At 48.3% G+C, this 17,445-nt stretch carries 15 protein-coding genes and 2 pseudogenes; 14 read left to right on the top strand and 3 right to left on the bottom strand.

The genetic code is table 11. The features are described 5' to 3' along the window. Nucleotides 1-10 precede the first annotated feature (10 nt). The 3 genes from BZ167_RS00050 to BZ167_RS00060 are packed head-to-tail and all read left to right on the top strand — an operon-like array spanning nt 11 to nt 3,250. Nucleotides 11-910: a hydroxymethylglutaryl-CoA lyase gene (locus BZ167_RS00050; protein WP_061860605.1), complete on the top strand. Its 900-nt coding sequence runs from the start codon at nt 11-13 to the stop codon at nt 908-910. A gap of 13 nt (nt 911-923) precedes the next feature. Next, the gene (locus BZ167_RS00055; protein WP_061860604.1) at nt 924-1,703 is read left to right on the top strand and encodes an enoyl-CoA hydratase; all 780 of its coding nucleotides are present in this window, start codon (nt 924-926) and stop codon (nt 1,701-1,703) included. 17 nt (nt 1,704-1,720) lie between these two features. Next, nucleotides 1,721-3,250, top strand: coding sequence for an acyl-CoA carboxylase subunit beta (locus BZ167_RS00060; RefSeq protein ID WP_032865964.1), 1,530 nt, complete (start codon nt 1,721-1,723; stop codon nt 3,248-3,250). A gap of 53 nt (nt 3,251-3,303) precedes the next feature. Here the strand turns inward: BZ167_RS00060 and BZ167_RS00065 are convergent, their stop codons facing one another. The 3 genes and pseudogenes from BZ167_RS00065 to BZ167_RS00075 all read right to left on the bottom strand — a co-directional run bounded on the left by BZ167_RS00065 (nt 3,304) and on the right by BZ167_RS00075 (nt 5,275). After that, a complete protein-coding gene (locus BZ167_RS00065) occupies nt 3,304-3,894 on the bottom strand; it encodes an undecaprenyl phosphate transporter UptA (RefSeq protein ID WP_077391879.1) in 591 nt (196 codons plus the stop codon). 74 nt (nt 3,895-3,968) lie between these two features. Then, entirely contained in the window at nt 3,969-4,862 is an 894-nt protein-coding gene (gene galU, locus BZ167_RS00070; protein WP_077391880.1) for a UTP--glucose-1-phosphate uridylyltransferase GalU, read from the bottom strand. A gap of 6 nt (nt 4,863-4,868) precedes the next feature. After that, nucleotides 4,869-5,275: pseudogene (locus BZ167_RS00075) on the bottom strand (GtrA family protein). Between the two features lie 276 nt (nt 5,276-5,551). On the opposite strand from BZ167_RS00075, the gene BZ167_RS00080 reads away from it, so the two are divergent. The 11 genes and pseudogenes from BZ167_RS00080 to bamD all read left to right on the top strand — a co-directional run bounded on the left by BZ167_RS00080 (nt 5,552) and on the right by bamD (nt 17,436). Then, the gene (locus BZ167_RS00080) at nt 5,552-6,322 is read left to right on the top strand and encodes a 6-carboxyhexanoate--CoA ligase (protein WP_077391882.1); all 771 of its coding nucleotides are present in this window, start codon (nt 5,552-5,554) and stop codon (nt 6,320-6,322) included. After that, nucleotides 6,319-7,665: an adenosylmethionine--8-amino-7-oxononanoate transaminase gene (gene bioA / locus BZ167_RS00085; RefSeq protein WP_077391883.1), complete on the top strand. Its 1,347-nt coding sequence runs from the start codon at nt 6,319-6,321 to the stop codon at nt 7,663-7,665. Before BZ167_RS00080 ends, bioA begins: the two co-directional genes overlap by 4 nt. Beyond that, nucleotides 7,655-8,815 (top strand): 8-amino-7-oxononanoate synthase, encoded by a 1,161-nt coding sequence (gene bioF / locus BZ167_RS00090; protein ID WP_077391884.1) that lies wholly within the window; start codon nt 7,655-7,657, stop codon nt 8,813-8,815. Before bioA ends, bioF begins: the two co-directional genes overlap by 11 nt. After that, entirely contained in the window at nt 8,812-9,513 is a 702-nt protein-coding gene (gene bioD / locus BZ167_RS00095) for a dethiobiotin synthase (RefSeq protein ID WP_077391885.1), read from the top strand. The genes bioF and bioD overlap by 4 nt, the downstream gene beginning before the upstream one ends. A gap of 2 nt (nt 9,514-9,515) precedes the next feature. Beyond that, nucleotides 9,516-10,535 (top strand): biotin synthase BioB, encoded by a 1,020-nt coding sequence (gene bioB / locus BZ167_RS00100; RefSeq protein ID WP_077391886.1) that lies wholly within the window; start codon nt 9,516-9,518, stop codon nt 10,533-10,535. Between the two features lies 1 nt (nt 10,536). After that, nucleotides 10,537-11,733: a cytochrome P450 gene (locus BZ167_RS00105; RefSeq protein ID WP_077391887.1), complete on the top strand. Its 1,197-nt coding sequence runs from the start codon at nt 10,537-10,539 to the stop codon at nt 11,731-11,733. A 303-nt stretch (nt 11,734-12,036) separates the two neighbouring features. Then, nucleotides 12,037-13,473: a GntP family permease gene (locus BZ167_RS00110; protein ID WP_039251350.1), complete on the top strand. Its 1,437-nt coding sequence runs from the start codon at nt 12,037-12,039 to the stop codon at nt 13,471-13,473. 24 nt (nt 13,474-13,497) lie between these two features. After that, the gene (locus BZ167_RS00115; RefSeq protein ID WP_015417575.1) at nt 13,498-14,199 is read left to right on the top strand and encodes a CoA transferase subunit A; all 702 of its coding nucleotides are present in this window, start codon (nt 13,498-13,500) and stop codon (nt 14,197-14,199) included. Nucleotides 14,200-14,216: 17 nt separating this feature from the next. After that, nucleotides 14,217-14,879, top strand: coding sequence for a CoA transferase subunit B (locus BZ167_RS00120; RefSeq protein ID WP_007410136.1), 663 nt, complete (start codon nt 14,217-14,219; stop codon nt 14,877-14,879). A 12-nt stretch (nt 14,880-14,891) separates the two neighbouring features. Then, nucleotides 14,892-15,676 (top strand): annotated as a pseudogene (locus BZ167_RS00125) (3-hydroxybutyrate dehydrogenase). Between the two features lie 557 nt (nt 15,677-16,233). Continuing rightward, the gene (bamD, locus tag BZ167_RS00135; RefSeq protein ID WP_077391888.1) at nt 16,234-17,436 is read left to right on the top strand and encodes a bacillomycin D biosynthesis malonyl-CoA transacylase BamD; all 1,203 of its coding nucleotides are present in this window, start codon (nt 16,234-16,236) and stop codon (nt 17,434-17,436) included. Nucleotides 17,437-17,445: the final 9 nt, after the last annotated feature.

Consider the following 17,445-nt stretch of genomic DNA (forward strand, 5'->3'; position numbering starts at 1 on the left):
GAGGTGCAGCATGAACTGTCCGAAACATGTCCGCATCAATGAAGTAGGACCGCGTGACGGCTTGCAGAATGAATCGGCGTGGGTGGATACAGAAGATAAGATTGAGTGGATCAATATGCTGTCAAAAACAGGCCTTCCCTATATCGAAGTGACATCATTCGTGCATCCGAGATGGATTCCGGCTCTTCGTGACAGCCTGGACGTCGCAAAAGGCATTGTCAGATCTGAACATACGGTCTACGCGGCTCTCGTTCCGAACCTCATCGGACTGGAGCATGCGGCAGAGGGCGGAATCGATCAGGCATGTGTATTTTTATCTGCAAGCGAAACCCATAACCAAAAAAACGTAAACAAACCGATTGACCGGACCGTTCAAGAGCTCAGGCGGGTTATTACTGAAGCAAAAGCTGAAAAAATGGCGACGAGAGCTTATCTGTCCACTGTGTTCGGCTGTCCGTACGAACAGAACGTGCCGATCGAACAAGTCATCCGCCTGTCAGACACCCTGCTCGAAATGGGTGTTGATGAAATATCGCTCGGCGACACGATCGGCGCGGCAAACCCCTTGCAGGTTATAGCCGTGCTTGAAGCCCTTTTGCCGAGAATTCCCGCCTCAAAAATCGCACTCCATTTCCATGATACAAGAGGAACGGCTCTAGCGAATATCATCCCCGCTCTTGATATGGGCATCACATCCTTTGATACTTCCTCAGGCGGGCTTGGCGGCTGCCCGTACGCCCCTGGATCAGCAGGAAACGCTGCCACAGAAGACGTCATTTATATGCTCGAACAAATGGGGATTGATACCGGGACGGACATGAATAAACTTCTTTATGCCGCAGGCTGGATCGCGGATAAAATAGGCAAAGACCTGCCAAGCAGAAACCTGCAGGCATTCAGAACGAAATGAGAAAGGAGAAGCCATGGGAGATTGCGTCTTGTATTCCGTCTGTCAAGAAACGATCGGTCTGATCACGCTGAACCGCCCGCATGCGGCCAACTCGCTGTCTTCAGACATGATTGATCATTTACAGCGTGTGATTGAAGACATCAAAAACTCGCCATCCATTCGTTGTGTCATTCTCACCGGCACCGGGAACACATTTTGCGCCGGTGCTGATTTAAAAGAAAGAGCGGGGATGAATCATGAACAAGTTAAGCAAAGCGTCAGGCGTATCGGTGAAACGGCCGCATCCATTGAAGCTCTCCCGCAGCCGGTCATTGCAGCGCTGAACGGAACCGCTGTCGGAGGAGGCCTTGAACTCGCTCTCGCCTGCGATATCAGAACAGCCGTCAGCCAGGCGGGCCTCGGCCTTCCTGAAACAGGGCTTGCGATCATTCCCGGAGCGGGCGGAACGCAGAGACTGCCCCGGCTTATCGGCCCCGGCGCGGCAAAAGAATTGATCTATACCGGCCGAAGGCTTTCTGCCGAAGAGGGAAAAGACATGAAGCTGATCGAGCATGTTTGTAAAGCCGATGAACTAATGGAAAAAGCAAAAGCACTGGCCGGCCGCATCGCCGCTAATGGGCCGATCGCCGTCAGACAAGCAAAAGCCGCGATAAACAAGGGTCTGGAGACAGATCTCAATACAGGGCTCGAAATCGAACGAAAAGCATATGAACAAGTCATCCCCACACTTGACAGAGAAGAGGGCCTGCGCGCTTTTAAAGAAAAAAGACCCCCTGAATACAAAGGAAAATAAAACATGGAGGGACTCGGATGGATTACGAAAAAGAACGGCAGACACGCAGCAAAACGATTGAAAAGGGAGGAGCCGCGAAATATCACGCAAGCAACGAAAAGAAGGGAAAACTTTTTGTAAGAGACAGGCTGAAGCTTTTATTCGATGACGGCATATCCGTTGAAGACGCTTTTTTCGCCGAGTGCATGTCAGACGGACTTCCGGCAGACGGGGTCGTTACCGGGATCGGCACCATCGGCGGCAGAACCGTTTGTGTGATGGCAAACGACTCAACCGTAAAGGCGGGCTCGTGGGGCGCGAAAACGGTGGAAAAAATCATCCGCATTCAGGAGACGGCGGAAAAGCTTCAGTGTCCGCTCTTGTACTTAGTCGATTCCGCAGGTGCGAGAATTACGGATCAGGTCGACATGTTCCCGGGCAGAAGGGGAGCCGGCCGCATCTTTTATAATCAAGTAAAGCTGTCGGGCCGCATTCCGCAAATCTGTTTATTGTTCGGCCCTTCCGCTGCGGGCGGCGCTTACATTCCGGCCTTTTGCGACATTGTCATTATGGTTGAGGGCAATGCATCCATGTACTTAGGTTCCCCGCGTATGGCAGAAATGGTGATCGGCGAGAAAGTATCGCTTGAAGAAATGGGCGGCGCCCGTATGCATTGTTCCGTATCAGGCTGCGGTGATCTCCTCGCCCGGACGGAACAGGAAGCAATCATGATGGCGCAGACATATCTCAGCTACTTTCCGGCAAATTATACTGAAAAAGCGCCCGTCAACAAATCTAAGAACCCGAAAGCTTTTGAAAAACCGCTCTCAGATGTCATCCCGGCACATCAAAACGCACCGTTCAACATGATGGATTTAATTGAACGTGTCATTGATGAAGACTCATTTTTTGAGATTAAACCGTTATTTGCGCAGGAATTAATAACGGGGCTTGCGCGGATTCACGGACAGCCGGTCGGCATTATCGCCAATCAGCCGCGTGTAAAAGGCGGGGTTTTATTTCTCGATTCGGCGGATAAAGCCGCAAAATTTATCGCTTTGTGCGACGCATTCCATATTCCGCTTCTGTTTTTAGCAGACATTCCCGGATTCATGATCGGAACGAAGGTTGAGCAGGCGGGCATCATCAGGCATGGCGCAAAAATGATCTCCGCAATGGCGGAAGCGACTGTTCCGAAGCTTTCCGTTATCGTCAGAAAAGCCTACGGTGCCGGATTATACGCGATGGCGGGGCCTGCTTTTGAACCGGACTGCTGTTTAGCGCTTCCGACTGCGCAAATTGCCGTAATGGGTCCTGAAGCAGCGGTGAATGCGGTCTACGCAAACAAAATCAGCGAGCTAGCCCCTGAAGAAAGGCCGGCTTTTATTCAAGAAAAGCGTGATGAATATAAGGAAGACATTAACCTTTACCGGCTTGCTTCTGAAATGGTGATTGACGGCATTGTTCCTGCTGATTCCTTGCGGGAAGAACTCAATAAACGCCTCACTGCTTACATGTCCAAACAACTGACATTCACACACCGGAAACACCCCGTATACCCGGTATAAATAAAAAAAGACTGCATAGATCCGGCTCGCAGCCGCTCTTATGCAGTCTTTTTTCACAGTCTTGATCTCATTTTCTTCACAACAAAATAAACAACAATAAATACGAGAGCCAATATAATGATCGGAGTTGTATACATTCCGGCATAGCTGTCTACGTCTTTCCACTGTCCCCCGAGCTGATACCCGAGATAAACGAAAATGACAGACCACGGAATAATGGCAAGCGTCGTCAATATGACAAACTTGGAAAGAGGCATTTTCGCAAGGCCGGCCGGGATGGAAATTGCATGTCTGACGACCGGGATAAACCGCGCCGAGAACACAACGCCGGCGCCGTAACGGCGAAACCAGTTTTCCGCAACATCAACATGATGCTTTTTCAGAAGTAAGTACTTGCCGTACTTGTCCAAAAACGGCCGTCCCCCATAACGGGCGATCCAGTAAATAAAGCACTGCGCGATCGTTCCCCCGATCACACCGGCGACAATGGCGCCGATAAAGCTGAGCGTGCCTTCTGACACCATATAGCCTCCGTAAGCCAGAACGATTTCACTCGGAATGATTTCGATCATTAATCCGAGCGCAATCCCTAAATAGCCCATACTTGTCAGCCAGGATAATATTTCACTAATAAAATTGCCCACACTGTTCACAACCTCTTTATCTTTTTACCCAATTATATGACTGATTGACAAGCAAAATGGTTACAAATTATTTTTTAACGCACGATTTCTTCAGATTCTCTTTTTAACACCTCTTCTAAATAAGCTAAAAGTTTCGGTCTCATTTCTTCCCGCAGAAGCCCGATCTCCGTGCCGGCCTTAAAACAGCCGAACTTATCTCCTATATCAAACCGGCTTCCTTCAAGCTCCCGCGCGTAAATGCTTCGGGTGCGGCACACTTCGCGCAGCGCGTCTGTCAATTGGATTTCGTTGCCCGCGCCTCTTCCGATCGTCTTCAGCGTTTTAAAAATAGCAGGGGTTAATATGTAGCGGCCCATCACGGCAATATGAGAGGGCGCCTTTTCAACAGCCGGCTTCTCAATCAGATCCTCAACCTCGTACACATGACCGCTCTGCCGCCCCGTCTGTATAATACCATATTTGCTGACATCAGCAGGATCGACGGGCTGTACGCCGATCGTTTCTGTGCCGTGTTGGTTATAGACGTCGATGAGCTGTGAAAGAGCGGGAGTGTCAGATACCATAATATCATCACCTAATAGAACGGCAAAAGGCTCATCTCCGATAAAATGCTCCGCACACAGCACCGCATGTCCTAGTCCGAGCGGTTCTTTCTGACGGATGTAATGAATATTGGCCAAATCGGCAATCCGCTGCATTTCCTTCAGCGTCTCCGTTTTGCCTTTTTCCTGCAGATCGAATTCCAATTCCGCCGACCGGCCAAAATGATCTTCAATCGAGCGTTTGTTTCTTCCTGTAATAATCAATATATCTTCAATTCCTGACGCTGCGGCCTCTTCGACAATATATTGGATGGCCGGTTTGTCGACAATCGGCAGCATTTCTTTCGGCTGCGCCTTAGTCGCCGGCAGAAATCTCGTTCCTAAACCGGCTGCGGGAATGACCGCTTTTCTCACTTTTTTTCTCATTCATCTTCACTCCTGATCCTGTAGTTTTTCAGCGAATCTCCAAATACCCAGATTCGGTTTCCGATAAAATTCATCATCATCCCGCCGATAGTGGCGGCGAACTTACTCACCAATAGCGAACAGCCGCCTTTTTGAAACGCGTAAAGCAGCAAAAAGGTGATTCCCGACGCGGCAAGATTAATCATGAGAAATCGCATGATCTCTTTCCCGTCAGCCTTGCGTTTTACACGAAACGTCCACTTCCGGTTCCATACATAGCTGTTGATGATCCCTGCCGAATAGGAGCAGATCTGCGCCGGAAGATAGGGGACATGACAAGCGGCGAGAAGAAAGAAGACACAAAAATCGATCAGCGTATTGCCGACGCCTACAGTGCAAAAACGGCCTGCTGTCTTTACTTTTTCTTTCAGCATAACGGCATCCGGTGCTGACCTCCCTTCATAAAAAAATCAGATGGCTGTCATATTTGTTGATATGGATTACTTTAGCGGACAGTGTTGAATAAACAATTACTAAAATATGAACAAAACATGAAAACGTAATGAGGCTTTGCAAAACTCATTAAGTTAACATTTTGATAGTTTAGGTTGACATATTCCGCGGAGGGCACTAATATTCTGTATAAGAGTTAACCTTAAATTCATTTTGGTTAACATTAATTTTCAAAGTATGAGAAAGGAGGGGAATATATGCGGGAAGAAACCTATTACAGCGTCAGAATGAGAGCTTCCCGAAACGCCCCCCATGAGCAGGGCGGAAAACACATTTCCGGCGGAGAACGGCTCATCACTTACAGCGGTTTACAGGAAGCGGTAGATGGCTTATTACATAAAGGCTTCTCGCACTCAAGAGGGATACCTGATTTTATGCAGATTCAGCTTGAAAGCATTAATGAACCGATCGAAACGATCCGCCCTTTGCCGGTTGCTTTCCATCAAACAGACACGCCGGAAAAAGGACAAGCAATCGCCCGCAAGCTTCTGCAAAAGGCGGGGATTCCCCCGCACATGATAGAGAAAGCGTACGAAAACATTGCGGAATATGCAGAAGCAAGAGGAGCGGTCCTGTTTGATATCCGGGCAGGAAAACGCATTGACGGCAGAGGAAATAGAGGTGTGCGGGTATCCCGAGTGGATTGGCCGTCACATGATTTTCAAAAATGGGCTTTTACGCACAACATGCCGGAACATTCACGAATAAAAGAAGCACATGCCATCGCGGCAAAAGTTTGCGCACATCCGGGGATTATTGCTGAATTGTGCTGGTCGGATGACCCTGATTACATAACAGGCTACGTTGCCGCAAAGAAGCTGGGATATCAGCGGATTGCCAAGATGAAGAATGCCGGAGATGAAAGCGGATGCCGGATTTTCTTTACAGATGGCTCCATAGATACGGAGAGCTGTATCCATTTTTTAGAGAAGCAGCCTGTATTCATTCAGCGGGAGGGGAACATATGAAACAATCAATGATTGAAAAAAGCAAACAGCATCTTTGGCTGCCTTTCACACAAATGAAAGATTACGATGAAGATCCGTTAATCATTGAAAGCGGAAACGGGATCATGCTGAAAGACATCAGCGGCAAAGAATATTATGACGGCTTTTCTTCAGTATGGCTCAATGTACACGGCCACCGCAAAAAAGAAATGGATGAAGCGATTCAAAAACAGCTTGAAAAAATCGCTCATTCGACCTTGCTGGGTATGACGAACGTTCCCGCAACAGAACTTGCCGAGATGCTGACAGGCATCACACCGGAAAAGCTGACACGCGTTTTTTACTCCGACAGCGGAGCGGAAGCAATGGAAATCGCTCTGAAAATGGCCTTTCAATACTGGAAAAACATAGGGAGACCCGAGAAACAGACGTTTATTTCTATGCAGAACGGCTATCACGGCGATACGATCGGAGCCGTCAGCGTCGGCTCCATTGAACTCTTCCACCATGTGTACGGCCCGCTGATGTTTGAAAGCTACAAAGCCCCGATTCCGTATGTATACAGATCTGAAAGCGGCGACCCCGTACAGTGCCGGGATGAATGCCTTCACGCGCTCGAACAGCTGCTTGCAAAGCATCACGAAGAGATTGCCGCACTTACGATTGAATCGATGGTGCAAGGCGCATCCGGCATGATCGTCATGCCTGAAGGCTTTCTGGCAGGCGTACGAGAGCTGTGTACGGCATATGATGTGTTAATGATCGTTGACGAAGTGGCGACGGGGTTCGGCCGCACCGGAAAAATGTTTGCCTGTGAGCATGAAAATGTCCAGCCGGACTTGATGGCGGCAGGGAAAGGCATTACGGGAGGCTATTTGCCGATCGCTGTGACGTTTGCCACAGAAGCCATTTATGAAGCCTTCTACGATGACTACGACAAAATGAAAACATTTTTCCACGGCCATTCCTATACAGGAAATCAGCTTGGCTGTGCCGCGGCAATTGAAAATCTGCGTTTATTCGAATCAGAGCGCATTGTTGAACAAGTCGCCGAAAAATCAAAAACGGCAGCGGAATTTCTTCATGATCTGAAGCAGCTTCCTCATGTCGGCGATGTCCGCCAGCTCGGTTTCATGTGCGGCATAGAGCTTGTGCGGGATAAGGGGACAAAACAGCCTTATCCGCCTGAAAAGCGGATGGGATACAAGGTGTCCTTGAAAATGAGAGAGCTTGGTATGCTGACACGGCCGCTCGGAGACGTCATCGCCTTTCTGCCGCCGCTAGCCAGCACAACCGATCAGTTACAAGCCATGATCTCCATTATGAAAGAAGCGATAGCCGAGGTGACCGGCCGTGGATTTTGACGGATGGCTCCTCGGAAGGCTCGATGCGGTGAAAAGAGACGGGCTGTATCGGACGCTGCGAACACAGGAAATCGCTCTCAAAACCAAGGGGCAAAAGCGGCAGACCTGGGCGTCCAATGACTATTTAGGCCTGTCAAAAGATGAGCGGCTGATCACAGCCGCGCAAACGGCGCTGAGCCGGTTCGGAGCGGGAAGCGGCGGCTCACGGTTAACGACAGGAAATACTGTGTGGCACGAAAAACTTGAACAAACAATCGCGGACTTTAAACAGACGGAAGCGGCTTTATTGTTTTCAAGCGGTTACTTGGCGAATATCGGCGTGCTTGCCTCACTGCCTCAAAAAGGCGATATCATTTTAAGCGATCAACTGAACCATGCGAGCATTGTTGACGGCTGCCGTTTATCAAAAGCGGAAACCATCGTGTACCGCCATATTGATATGGCTGATCTTGAGAAAAAACTTGCTTCCGTCCAGGCTTGGAACCGCCGCTTCATCGTCACAGACGGCGTCTTCAGCATGGACGGCACCATCGCGCCTCTTGACCGCATAATGGCGCTTGCAAAGCAGTACCAGGCATTTGTGATAGCAGATGACGCGCATGCAACCGGTGTACTCGGGGAAAACGGCGGGGGAACCAGTGACTATTTCGGTGTTTGTCCTGATGTTGTCATCGGCACATTAAGCAAAGCTGTAGGAACGGAAGGCGGTTTTGCCGCGGGATCAAACATTTTCATTGATTTTTTGCTGAATCAGGCGCGGACGTTTATTTTTCAGACGGCCCTCCCGCCGTCAATTTGTGCGGCTTCGCATACGGCATTTGACATCATATCAGATATGCACGATACGCGCCGTGAGCTGCAGTCGTCTGTCAAAATGATAAAAACGCGTCTGGCCGATATGGGCTTTACCGTAAGAGGCGGAGATACACCGATTATCCCCGTTATCATCGGTGATGCAAAAACAGCGGTTTCAGCCGCTGCACTGCTGGAGAAAAAGGGTATCTGCGCCCCGGCCATCCGCCCGCCCGCCGTTCCGGAAGGCGAAAGCAGAATCAGGCTGACCGTTACGGCGGATCGCAGCTTACAGGATATAGACGAGCTGACAGAAGCATTTGATTCCATTAGAAAAGAGCTGAATATAAACAAATGAGAAGTTTTTTTGTTACAGGAACAGATACCGGCGTCGGAAAAACCATCGTTTCTTGCGGACTTGCCGCGGCATTCCGGCAGAAACAGGCGGATATCGGAGTGTTTAAGCCGTTTTTAAGCGGCGTGCCGCGGACTCATCCGGAAAGTGACACCTCGCTGTTGAAAGACATGTCACAAACCCCACTGTCTCATGAAGAAATCACGCCATTTGAATGGAAAGAGCCGCTTGCGCCGTACACGGCCGCCATGCTTGAGGGGAAATCCGTGAGCATGGCGGATGTCATGGCCCACTGGAGTAAGATTAAAAATCGTCATGAGTGTTTCATCGTTGAGGGGGCAGGCGGCATTTCCGTCCCGCTTGGTGAAAATTACTTAGTCAGTGATCTGATAAAAGCCATGGAATTGCCGGCGGTGATTGTCACCAGGCCTGATCTCGGAACCATCAACCACACATATTTAACCGTTGAATATGCGAAAAACATGGGGATAGAGGTTCTCGGCATTATTATCAACGGCGTAAGGAGCAGGCCGGGGCTGGACGAAAAGACAAACCCGAGCATGATTGAAACATTATGCAAAGTTCCGATTTTGGGAATCACACCGAAGCTGGATCACGTTTCATCGGAAAACATTCAAAACATGATTGAGAAACATATAGATGTTTCCTCTTTCATGAATCTGACACAAATGGGGAGATAAACATGAATCAATGGATGGATCTTGCAGAGAGAGTGCTGGACGGGGCGGAAGTAACGAATCAAGAAGCGCTGGCCATTTTAAATTGTCCTGATGAGGATCTTTTATTGCTGATGCATGCCGCTTTTCATATCAGAAAACGATTTTACGGAAAAAAAGTAAAGCTGAATATGATTATGAATGCCAAATCAGGCCTGTGTCCGGAAAATTGCGGGTACTGTTCACAATCTTCAATATCAAAAGCGCCGATTGAGTCTTACCGGATGGTGGATAAGCATATATTGCTTAAAGGGGCAAAACGCGCCCACGACCTGAATATAGGGACATACTGTATCGTCGCCAGCGGGCGGGGACCGTCAAACAGAGAAGTAGATCAAGTTGTTGATGCTGTCAAAGAAATTAAAGAAACGTACGGTTTAAAAATCTGCGCATGCCTCGGTCTGCTGAAGCCGGAACAGGCAGAGCGGCTGAAACAGGCAGGAGTAGACCGGTACAATCATAACATCAATACATCACAAAGGAATCACTCAAACATTACGACCTCCCACACGTATGACGACAGGGTCAATACAGTGGAAACGGCGAAACAATCGGGGATGTCACCTTGTTCTGGTGTCATCGTCGGCATGAAAGAGACGAAACAGGACGTCATTGATATGGCGAACAGCTTAAAAGTGCTTGACGCCGACAGCATCCCGGTTAATTTTCTGCATGCGATTGACGGAACTCCGTTAGAAGGGGTAAGCGAATTACATCCGGTGTATTGCCTGAAAGTGCTTGCCTTGTTCCGTTTTATCAATCCGTCAAAAGAAATCCGTATCTCAGGAGGCCGGGAAGTCAACCTTCGTTCGCTGCAGCCGCTGGGACTTTACGCCGCAAATTCGATTTTCGTCGGAGATTACTTAACGACAGCAGGGCAGCATGAAACAGAGGATCATCAAATGCTCCATGATTTAGGTTTTGAAGTCGAATCCGTTGAAGAAATGAAAGCCGGCCTGCAATCCGCCTGCAATACGGAGGTATAAGATGACGGCGGACCTATCGATTGCACATCCGTCTCTCCATGCGGATTCGGATTTTTGGAATGACCCTTACCCGTTTTATGACAAACTGCGATCCATTGATCCTGTTTATAAAGGAACCGTATTAAAATATCCGGGCTGGTATGTCACCGGGTACAAAGAAGCGGCAGCGATTCTGAAAGACATTCGGTTTAAAAACCGCATTCCTCTTCCGGAAGCTTCAACGAAATATCAAAATCTATCGCATATCCAGCACGATATGCTGTTATTTAAAAATCAATCAGACCATAAACGGATGCGGATGCTTATCGGTAAAGAATTTACCGCAAAGACGGCGGAATCACTTCGCCCCTGTATAAAAGAAACGGTTCATGACTTGTTGGATCAAGTCCAAATCAAAAAAACCGCGGACCTTGTTTCAGAGTTTGCCTTTCCATTGGCAAGCCTTATCATTGCGGAGATACTCGGAGTGCCGAAAGAGGAGAGATATCAATTCAGACAATGGACGGCAGACGTCATTCACGCCATTGATCTTACCCGATCAAGAAAGACGTTAGTCAGAGCAAGCGACACCGCAGGCAGGCTGACGTCATATTTCAGAGATTTGATTCACAAGCGGAAAGCGCACCCTCAGCAAGACTTGATCAGCAGGTTTATTATGGAGGAGCAGCTTTCAAAAGAGGAAGTGCTCGCGACATGTATCTTACTTGTCATAGCCGGACACGAGACGACGGTAAACCTCATAAGCAACGGTGTGTTTACTTTATTGAAACACCCTGAACAGCTTAGCGCACTGAGAGAAAACCCCTCGCTTATTGAAACTGCAGTTGAGGAATGTCTGCGCTACGACAGCCCCACGCAGCTGACGGCACGCACCGCCTCAGAAGACTGCGAAATAAATGCGAAGACCATAAAAAAAGGAGAGCAGGTATATATCCTTTTAGGGGCAGCCAATCGCGATCCAAGCATATTCGATCAATCTCACAAAATGGATATCCAAAGAAAACCGAACCCGCATCTTGCATTCGGAAAGAACGCCCATTTTTGCATAGGCTCCTCATTAGCGCGCATCGAAGCACAAATTGCAATTCTCACACTGTTTGAGCGGATGCCTAAGCTTCGGCTGGCTGCACACCGCCTTGAATACCGCAAGCTCATTGGTTTTAGGTCGCTCAAAGAGCTCCCGGTTGTCATTGGCTGAATGACCATGCAGGAGGGCCGGATTTTATCGGTTCCTCTTGCAGGAAATAAATGAAAGAAAAAAGAATACATATTTATAAAGCAAAAATCCTCTCTGATCCATCTCACTATCCCTAAAAAAACTCACTGCTCAGCCAATCAATCTAATACAGCAAGAGTCTCCCTTTCTTTCGCCAAAACAGAACATTCACCATGATGCACATTTTTTCAGCCTCAGAAACTGTGCAAAACCGGCATGTTTTTGCTTTATTTTCTCGATTTTTTGTAAGCGCTTACTAATATTGAGCAGAAAAGAGGGGGATTTGTGGACATTGTTATTATTTTATTGGCATTAGGCATGCTGATGTTTGCGGCTTACCGGGGCTTTTCAGTCATTTTATTCGCCCCGATTTGTGCGCTGTTTGCCGTGCTCCTGACAGATCCAAGCTTCGTACTTCCTTTCTTCTCGAATATATTTATGGAGAAGATGGTAGGATTTATTAAGCTGTATTTTCCCGTATTTCTTTTAGGGGCCGTTTTTGGCAAGGTTGTTGAAATATCCGGGCTCGCCGAGTCGATTGCAAAAACAATCGTCAAGCTTGTGGGAGCAAAAAGAGCCATTCTCGCCATCGTCTTAATGGGTGCGATTTTAACGTACAGCGGCGTCAGTCTCTTCGTAGCGGTGTTTGCCATTTATCCGTTTGCTAAAAACCTATTTATTAAAGCTGATATTCCCAAGCGTCTGATACCCGGTACGATTGCATTGGGCGCCTTTACATTTACAATGGATGCGCTTCCCGGCACACCGCAAATTCAAAATGTCATTCCGACCGCTTTTTTTAAAACAAACATTTATGCCGCTCCCTGGCTCGGACTGATTGGTGCAGCATTTGTGCTTACGGCCGGAATGATTTATTTAGAATCCCGGCGCAAAAAAGCGGCCAATGCCGGAGAAGGCTATGCTGGATTTCAATCTGAAGTTTCCGCTGCAGAGGAATCCTCAAGTCTGGCTAATGAAACACATACGCCTGTTTTACCCCAACCCAGCCCCGCGCGGCAAGTGCTCGCCTTTGTTCCGCTTATCCTTGTGGGAGTCATGAACAAATGCTTCACGATGTGGCTCCCGCATTGGTACCCTGACGGATTTGATTTTGCGCCGCTAGGCTTAGAAGCGTTCGGGAAGATTGACCTTTCCTCCGTCACTGCGATCTGGTCAGTAGAACTCGCACTGTTCATCGGAATCATGACCACGATTTTGTTCGATTGGAAAAAAGTCCTCTTCAATTTGAAAGAAGGACTGAATGAGGGTATCGGGGGTGCCTTGCTGGCGTCAATGAATACAGGAGCCGAATACGGATTTGGCGGCATCATTGCGGCGCTTCCCGGCTTTAAAATGGTCAGCAGCGGCATATCGCAGACGTTTACTGATCCGCTCGTCAACGGAGCGGTGACGACCACTGCGCTTGCCGGGATTACAGGATCGGCATCAGGAGGAATGGGCATCGCTTTAAGCACGATGTCAGCAGCGTATACAGAAGCAATCAATACATTCCACATCCCGCCGGAGGTCATGCACCGGGTGATCTCGATGGCCTCCGGCGGGATGGACACTCTTCCGCATAATGGCGCCGTCATTACGCTGCTCGCGGTCACCGGGTTGACCCACCGCCAATCCTACAGGGATATCTTTGCCATTACCGTCATTAAAACAGCCGCTGTGTTTGTCATCATCGCCATTTACAGTCTGACGGGCCTTGTGTAGCCAAAACAGAAAGGGGAAACGAATATGGGAAAAGGAAAAGTGATGGACTCTTATCAAGATGCTGCTGCACTGATCAAGGACGGAGACACCCTCATCGCAGGAGGCTTCGGCCTGTGCGGCATTCCGGAACAATTAATTCTCGCGATCAGGGACAGCGGCGTAAAAAACTTGACCGTTGTCAGTAATAACTGCGGTGTTGATGATTGGGGGTTAGGCCTCTTGCTTGCAAACCGGCAGATCAAAAAAATGGTCGCATCCTATGTGGGAGAAAACAAAACCTTTGAACGGCAGTTTTTAAGCGGAGAGCTGGAAGTCGAATTGGTGCCCCAAGGAACGCTCGCAGAAAGAATTCGCGCGGGAGGGGCGGGCATTCCGGCGTTTTACACACCTGCGGGCGTCGGAACATCAGTAGCCGAGGGAAAAGAACATAAGACATTTGACGGACGCACCTATCTTCTGGAGAAAGGGATTACAGGGGACACCGCCATCGTAAAGGCCTGGAAAGCCGATCCTCTGGGCAACCTGATGTTCAGAAAGACGGCGAGAAATTTCAATCCGCTCGCTGCAATGGCGGGAAAAGTGACGATTGCAGAGGCTGAAGAAATCGTCGATGCCGGAGAGCTTGAGCCGGATCAAATTCATACGCCGGGTATTTTTGTGCAGCACGTGCTGCTCGGCGGGATTCATGAAAAACGGATTGAACGCCGCACCGTCCGGCAAGCATGATAAAGGAGGCTGACAGAATGAGAGATAGCAGAAAACGAATGATCAAACGGGCTGTAAAAGAAATTAAGGACGGAATGAATGTGAACTTGGGGATAGGGATGCCGACGCTTGTAGCCAATGAGATACCGAATGATTATAACGTCCTGCTTCAGTCTGAAAACGGCTTGCTCGGGATCGGGCCTTATCCGGCGGAAGGAACGGAGGACCCTGATCTGATCAACGCGGGAAAAGAAACCATCACCGAAGTAAAGGGAGCCTCGTATTTTGACAGTGCCGAATCCTTTGCCATGATTCGCGGCGGCCACATTGATGTAGCGATCCTCGGCGGGATGGAAGTGTCCGAACGGGGAGATTTGGCGAACTGGATGATCCCAGGAAAAATGATCAAAGGAATGGGCGGCGCCATGGACTTGGTCCACGGAGCAAAACGGATTATTGTCATTATGGAGCACGTTAATAAATATGGGGAATCTAAAGTGAGAACGGAATGTACGCTGCCTTTAACCGGCAGGCAGGTGGTCGATCGGCTGATCACAGATTTGGCTGTATTCGATTTTCATGATGGCCGTATGACGCTCACCGAACTGCAGGAAGGTGTAACAATGGAGGAGGTCTTTGAGAAAACAGAAGGTCATTTTACTGTCAGCCAGTCGTTAAAAAACGGGGTCAGACCAAAATGAGGAGGTGCCGTCATGCATTCATTGCTTATTGAAAAAACAGCCGTTGTAACAGGAGCAGCCGGAGGAATCGGGCTTGAAATCGCAAAAGAATTCGCCCGTGAAGGAGCAGCCGTCATCATCTCTGATATAAACGAACAAGCGGGGAAAGAAGCGGCGGCAAGACTGAAAGAAGAAGGCTGTGAAGCAGTCAGCATCACATGCGATGTAACAAATGAAAAGCAAGTGGCCGACATGCTGCAGACGGTCGAGAAACAATTCGGGCGCCTCGATATCTTGTGAATAATGCGGGCATTCAGTATGTCGCGCCCATCGAGGAATTTCCCACCGAACAGTTTGAACGGCTCATTCGTCTCATGCTGACTGCGCCATTTATCGCAATGAAGCATGCATTCCCCATTATGAAAAAACAGCAATTCGGTCGAATCATTAATATGGCGTCTGTCAACGGGCTGATCGGTTTTCACGGGAAAGCGGCATATAACAGCGCCAAGCACGGCGTCATCGGTTTAACGAAAGTCGGCGCACTTGAAGGCGCGGCTGACGGCATTACCGTCAATGCGCTTTGTCCGGGATATGTGGACACTCAGCTTGTCCGCAATCAGTTAAAGGACATTTCCGCAACAAGGAATGTACCGTACGAACGGGTGCTTGAGGACGTCATCTTTCCGCTCGTTCCCCAACAACGGCTGCTGTCAGTGAAAGAAATCGCTGATTACGCCGTATTTTTGGCCAGCGACAAAGCAAAAGGGGTCACAGGTCAGGCCGTAGTCATGGATGGCGGGTATACCGCTCAATAGTTCTTATATTTTTTTAAAAACAGCCGCTCTGAACGGCTGTTTTTTTATGCCTGAAAACCTTGTTCAGTCAAAAGGCCAATTTACTGCGTCAATCGGTATCCGGGCAGGGTCATTCGCATGTTCTGCGGCGTATTTCGTCCTTGCGGATTTTCCCCATCCAGATCCATCTCTTGCACCGCATTTATAATCAAGCGCAATCAGTTTACAATCCTTCACAGATATACAAATGGATTTTTACAATAAACAGAAAATATGTAATTTCTGACACAATAATGCCAATAGCCCTAAAACATATGAAACATGAAGAGCGCGACCTAAGTGAAGAAGAGCCGGTAACAGGCTCCACCCCGGCTTTCATCATCTCTCTTTAAGACTGATTTTCGGTGAAATCCCCATGTTTTATTTTATGAATAAATATATCTAATTCGTTTGTGAAAACGAACAATAACTCCTCCGAAAGTATTCTATACACATTTGTTATAATCATGCTAGGATGTTAGATAAAGGGATAATTTGTAGGATATTGTATTTTTGCTCAATATGATCGGAGGAATCTCATGAACAATCTTGCCTTTTTATTTCCTGGACAAGGGTCTCAATTTGTAGGAATGGGCAAACAATTTTGGAATGATTTTGTGCTCGCAAAGAGATTGTTTGAAGAAGCGAGCGATGCGATCTCCTTGGATGTAAAAAAACTGTGTTTTAACGGAGATATGAATGAATTGACAAAGACAATGAACGCGCAGCCCGCTATTTTAACGGTCAGTGTGATTGCTTTTCAAGTGTATATGCAGGAAATAGGGGTGGAGCCCCGCTTCCTGGCAGGCCATAGCTTAGGCGAATATTCAGCGCTTGTCTGTGCCGGCGCCCTTTCTTTTCAGGATGCCGTTACACTTGTAAGGGAGCGGGGAATTCTTATGCAAAATGCGGATCCCCATCAGCAGGGGACGATGGCCGCCGTGACACAGCTCTCTCTCCAAACGTTGCAGGAAATATGTTCGAAAGTATCGACGGAAGACTTTCCGGCAGGTGTAGCCTGCATGAATTCAGAACAGCAGCATGTGATTTCCGGACACCGGCAAGCTGTGGAACGTGTCATCAAGATGGCGGAGGAAAAGGGTGCGGCATACACTTATTTGAATGTCAGTGCGCCTTTTCACAGTTCGATGATACGATCAGCCTCCGAACAATTCCAGACTGTTTTACACCGGTATTCTTTCCGGGATGCCGCATGGCCGATCATTTCAAATGTCACCGCGCGCCCTTACAGCAGCGGAAATTCGATCAGCGAACATCTCAAGCAGCACATGACGATGCCGGTTAGATGGACAGAATCGATGCATTATTTGCTTTTACATGGAGTCACAGAAGTTATCGAAATGGGTCCGAACAATGTCTTAGCCGGTCTGCTGAGAAAAACAACGAATCACATTGTACCTTATCCCTTAGGACAGACATCTGATGTTCACTTGCTTTCCAATTCAGCGGAAAGAAAGAAACATATTGTCCGTTTACGCAAAAAACAACTGAATAAATTGATGATTCAATCCGTCATTGCGCGAAATTACAACAAGGATTCAGCGGCTTATTCCAATATGACGACGCCATTATTTACGCAAATCCAAGAGCTGAAAGAGAGAATGGAAAGACATGAAAATGAGCTCTCAGAACAAGAGCTCGAACATTCGATCCATTTATGCAAATTAATTTGCGAGGCTAAACAGCTTCCGGATTGGGAAGAATTGCGGATTTTAAAATAAAACGCCCAG

The sequence above is a fragment of the Bacillus sp. 275 genome (assembly GCF_001999205.1).
Lineage (GTDB): Bacteria > Bacillota > Bacilli > Bacillales > Bacillaceae > Bacillus > Bacillus velezensis.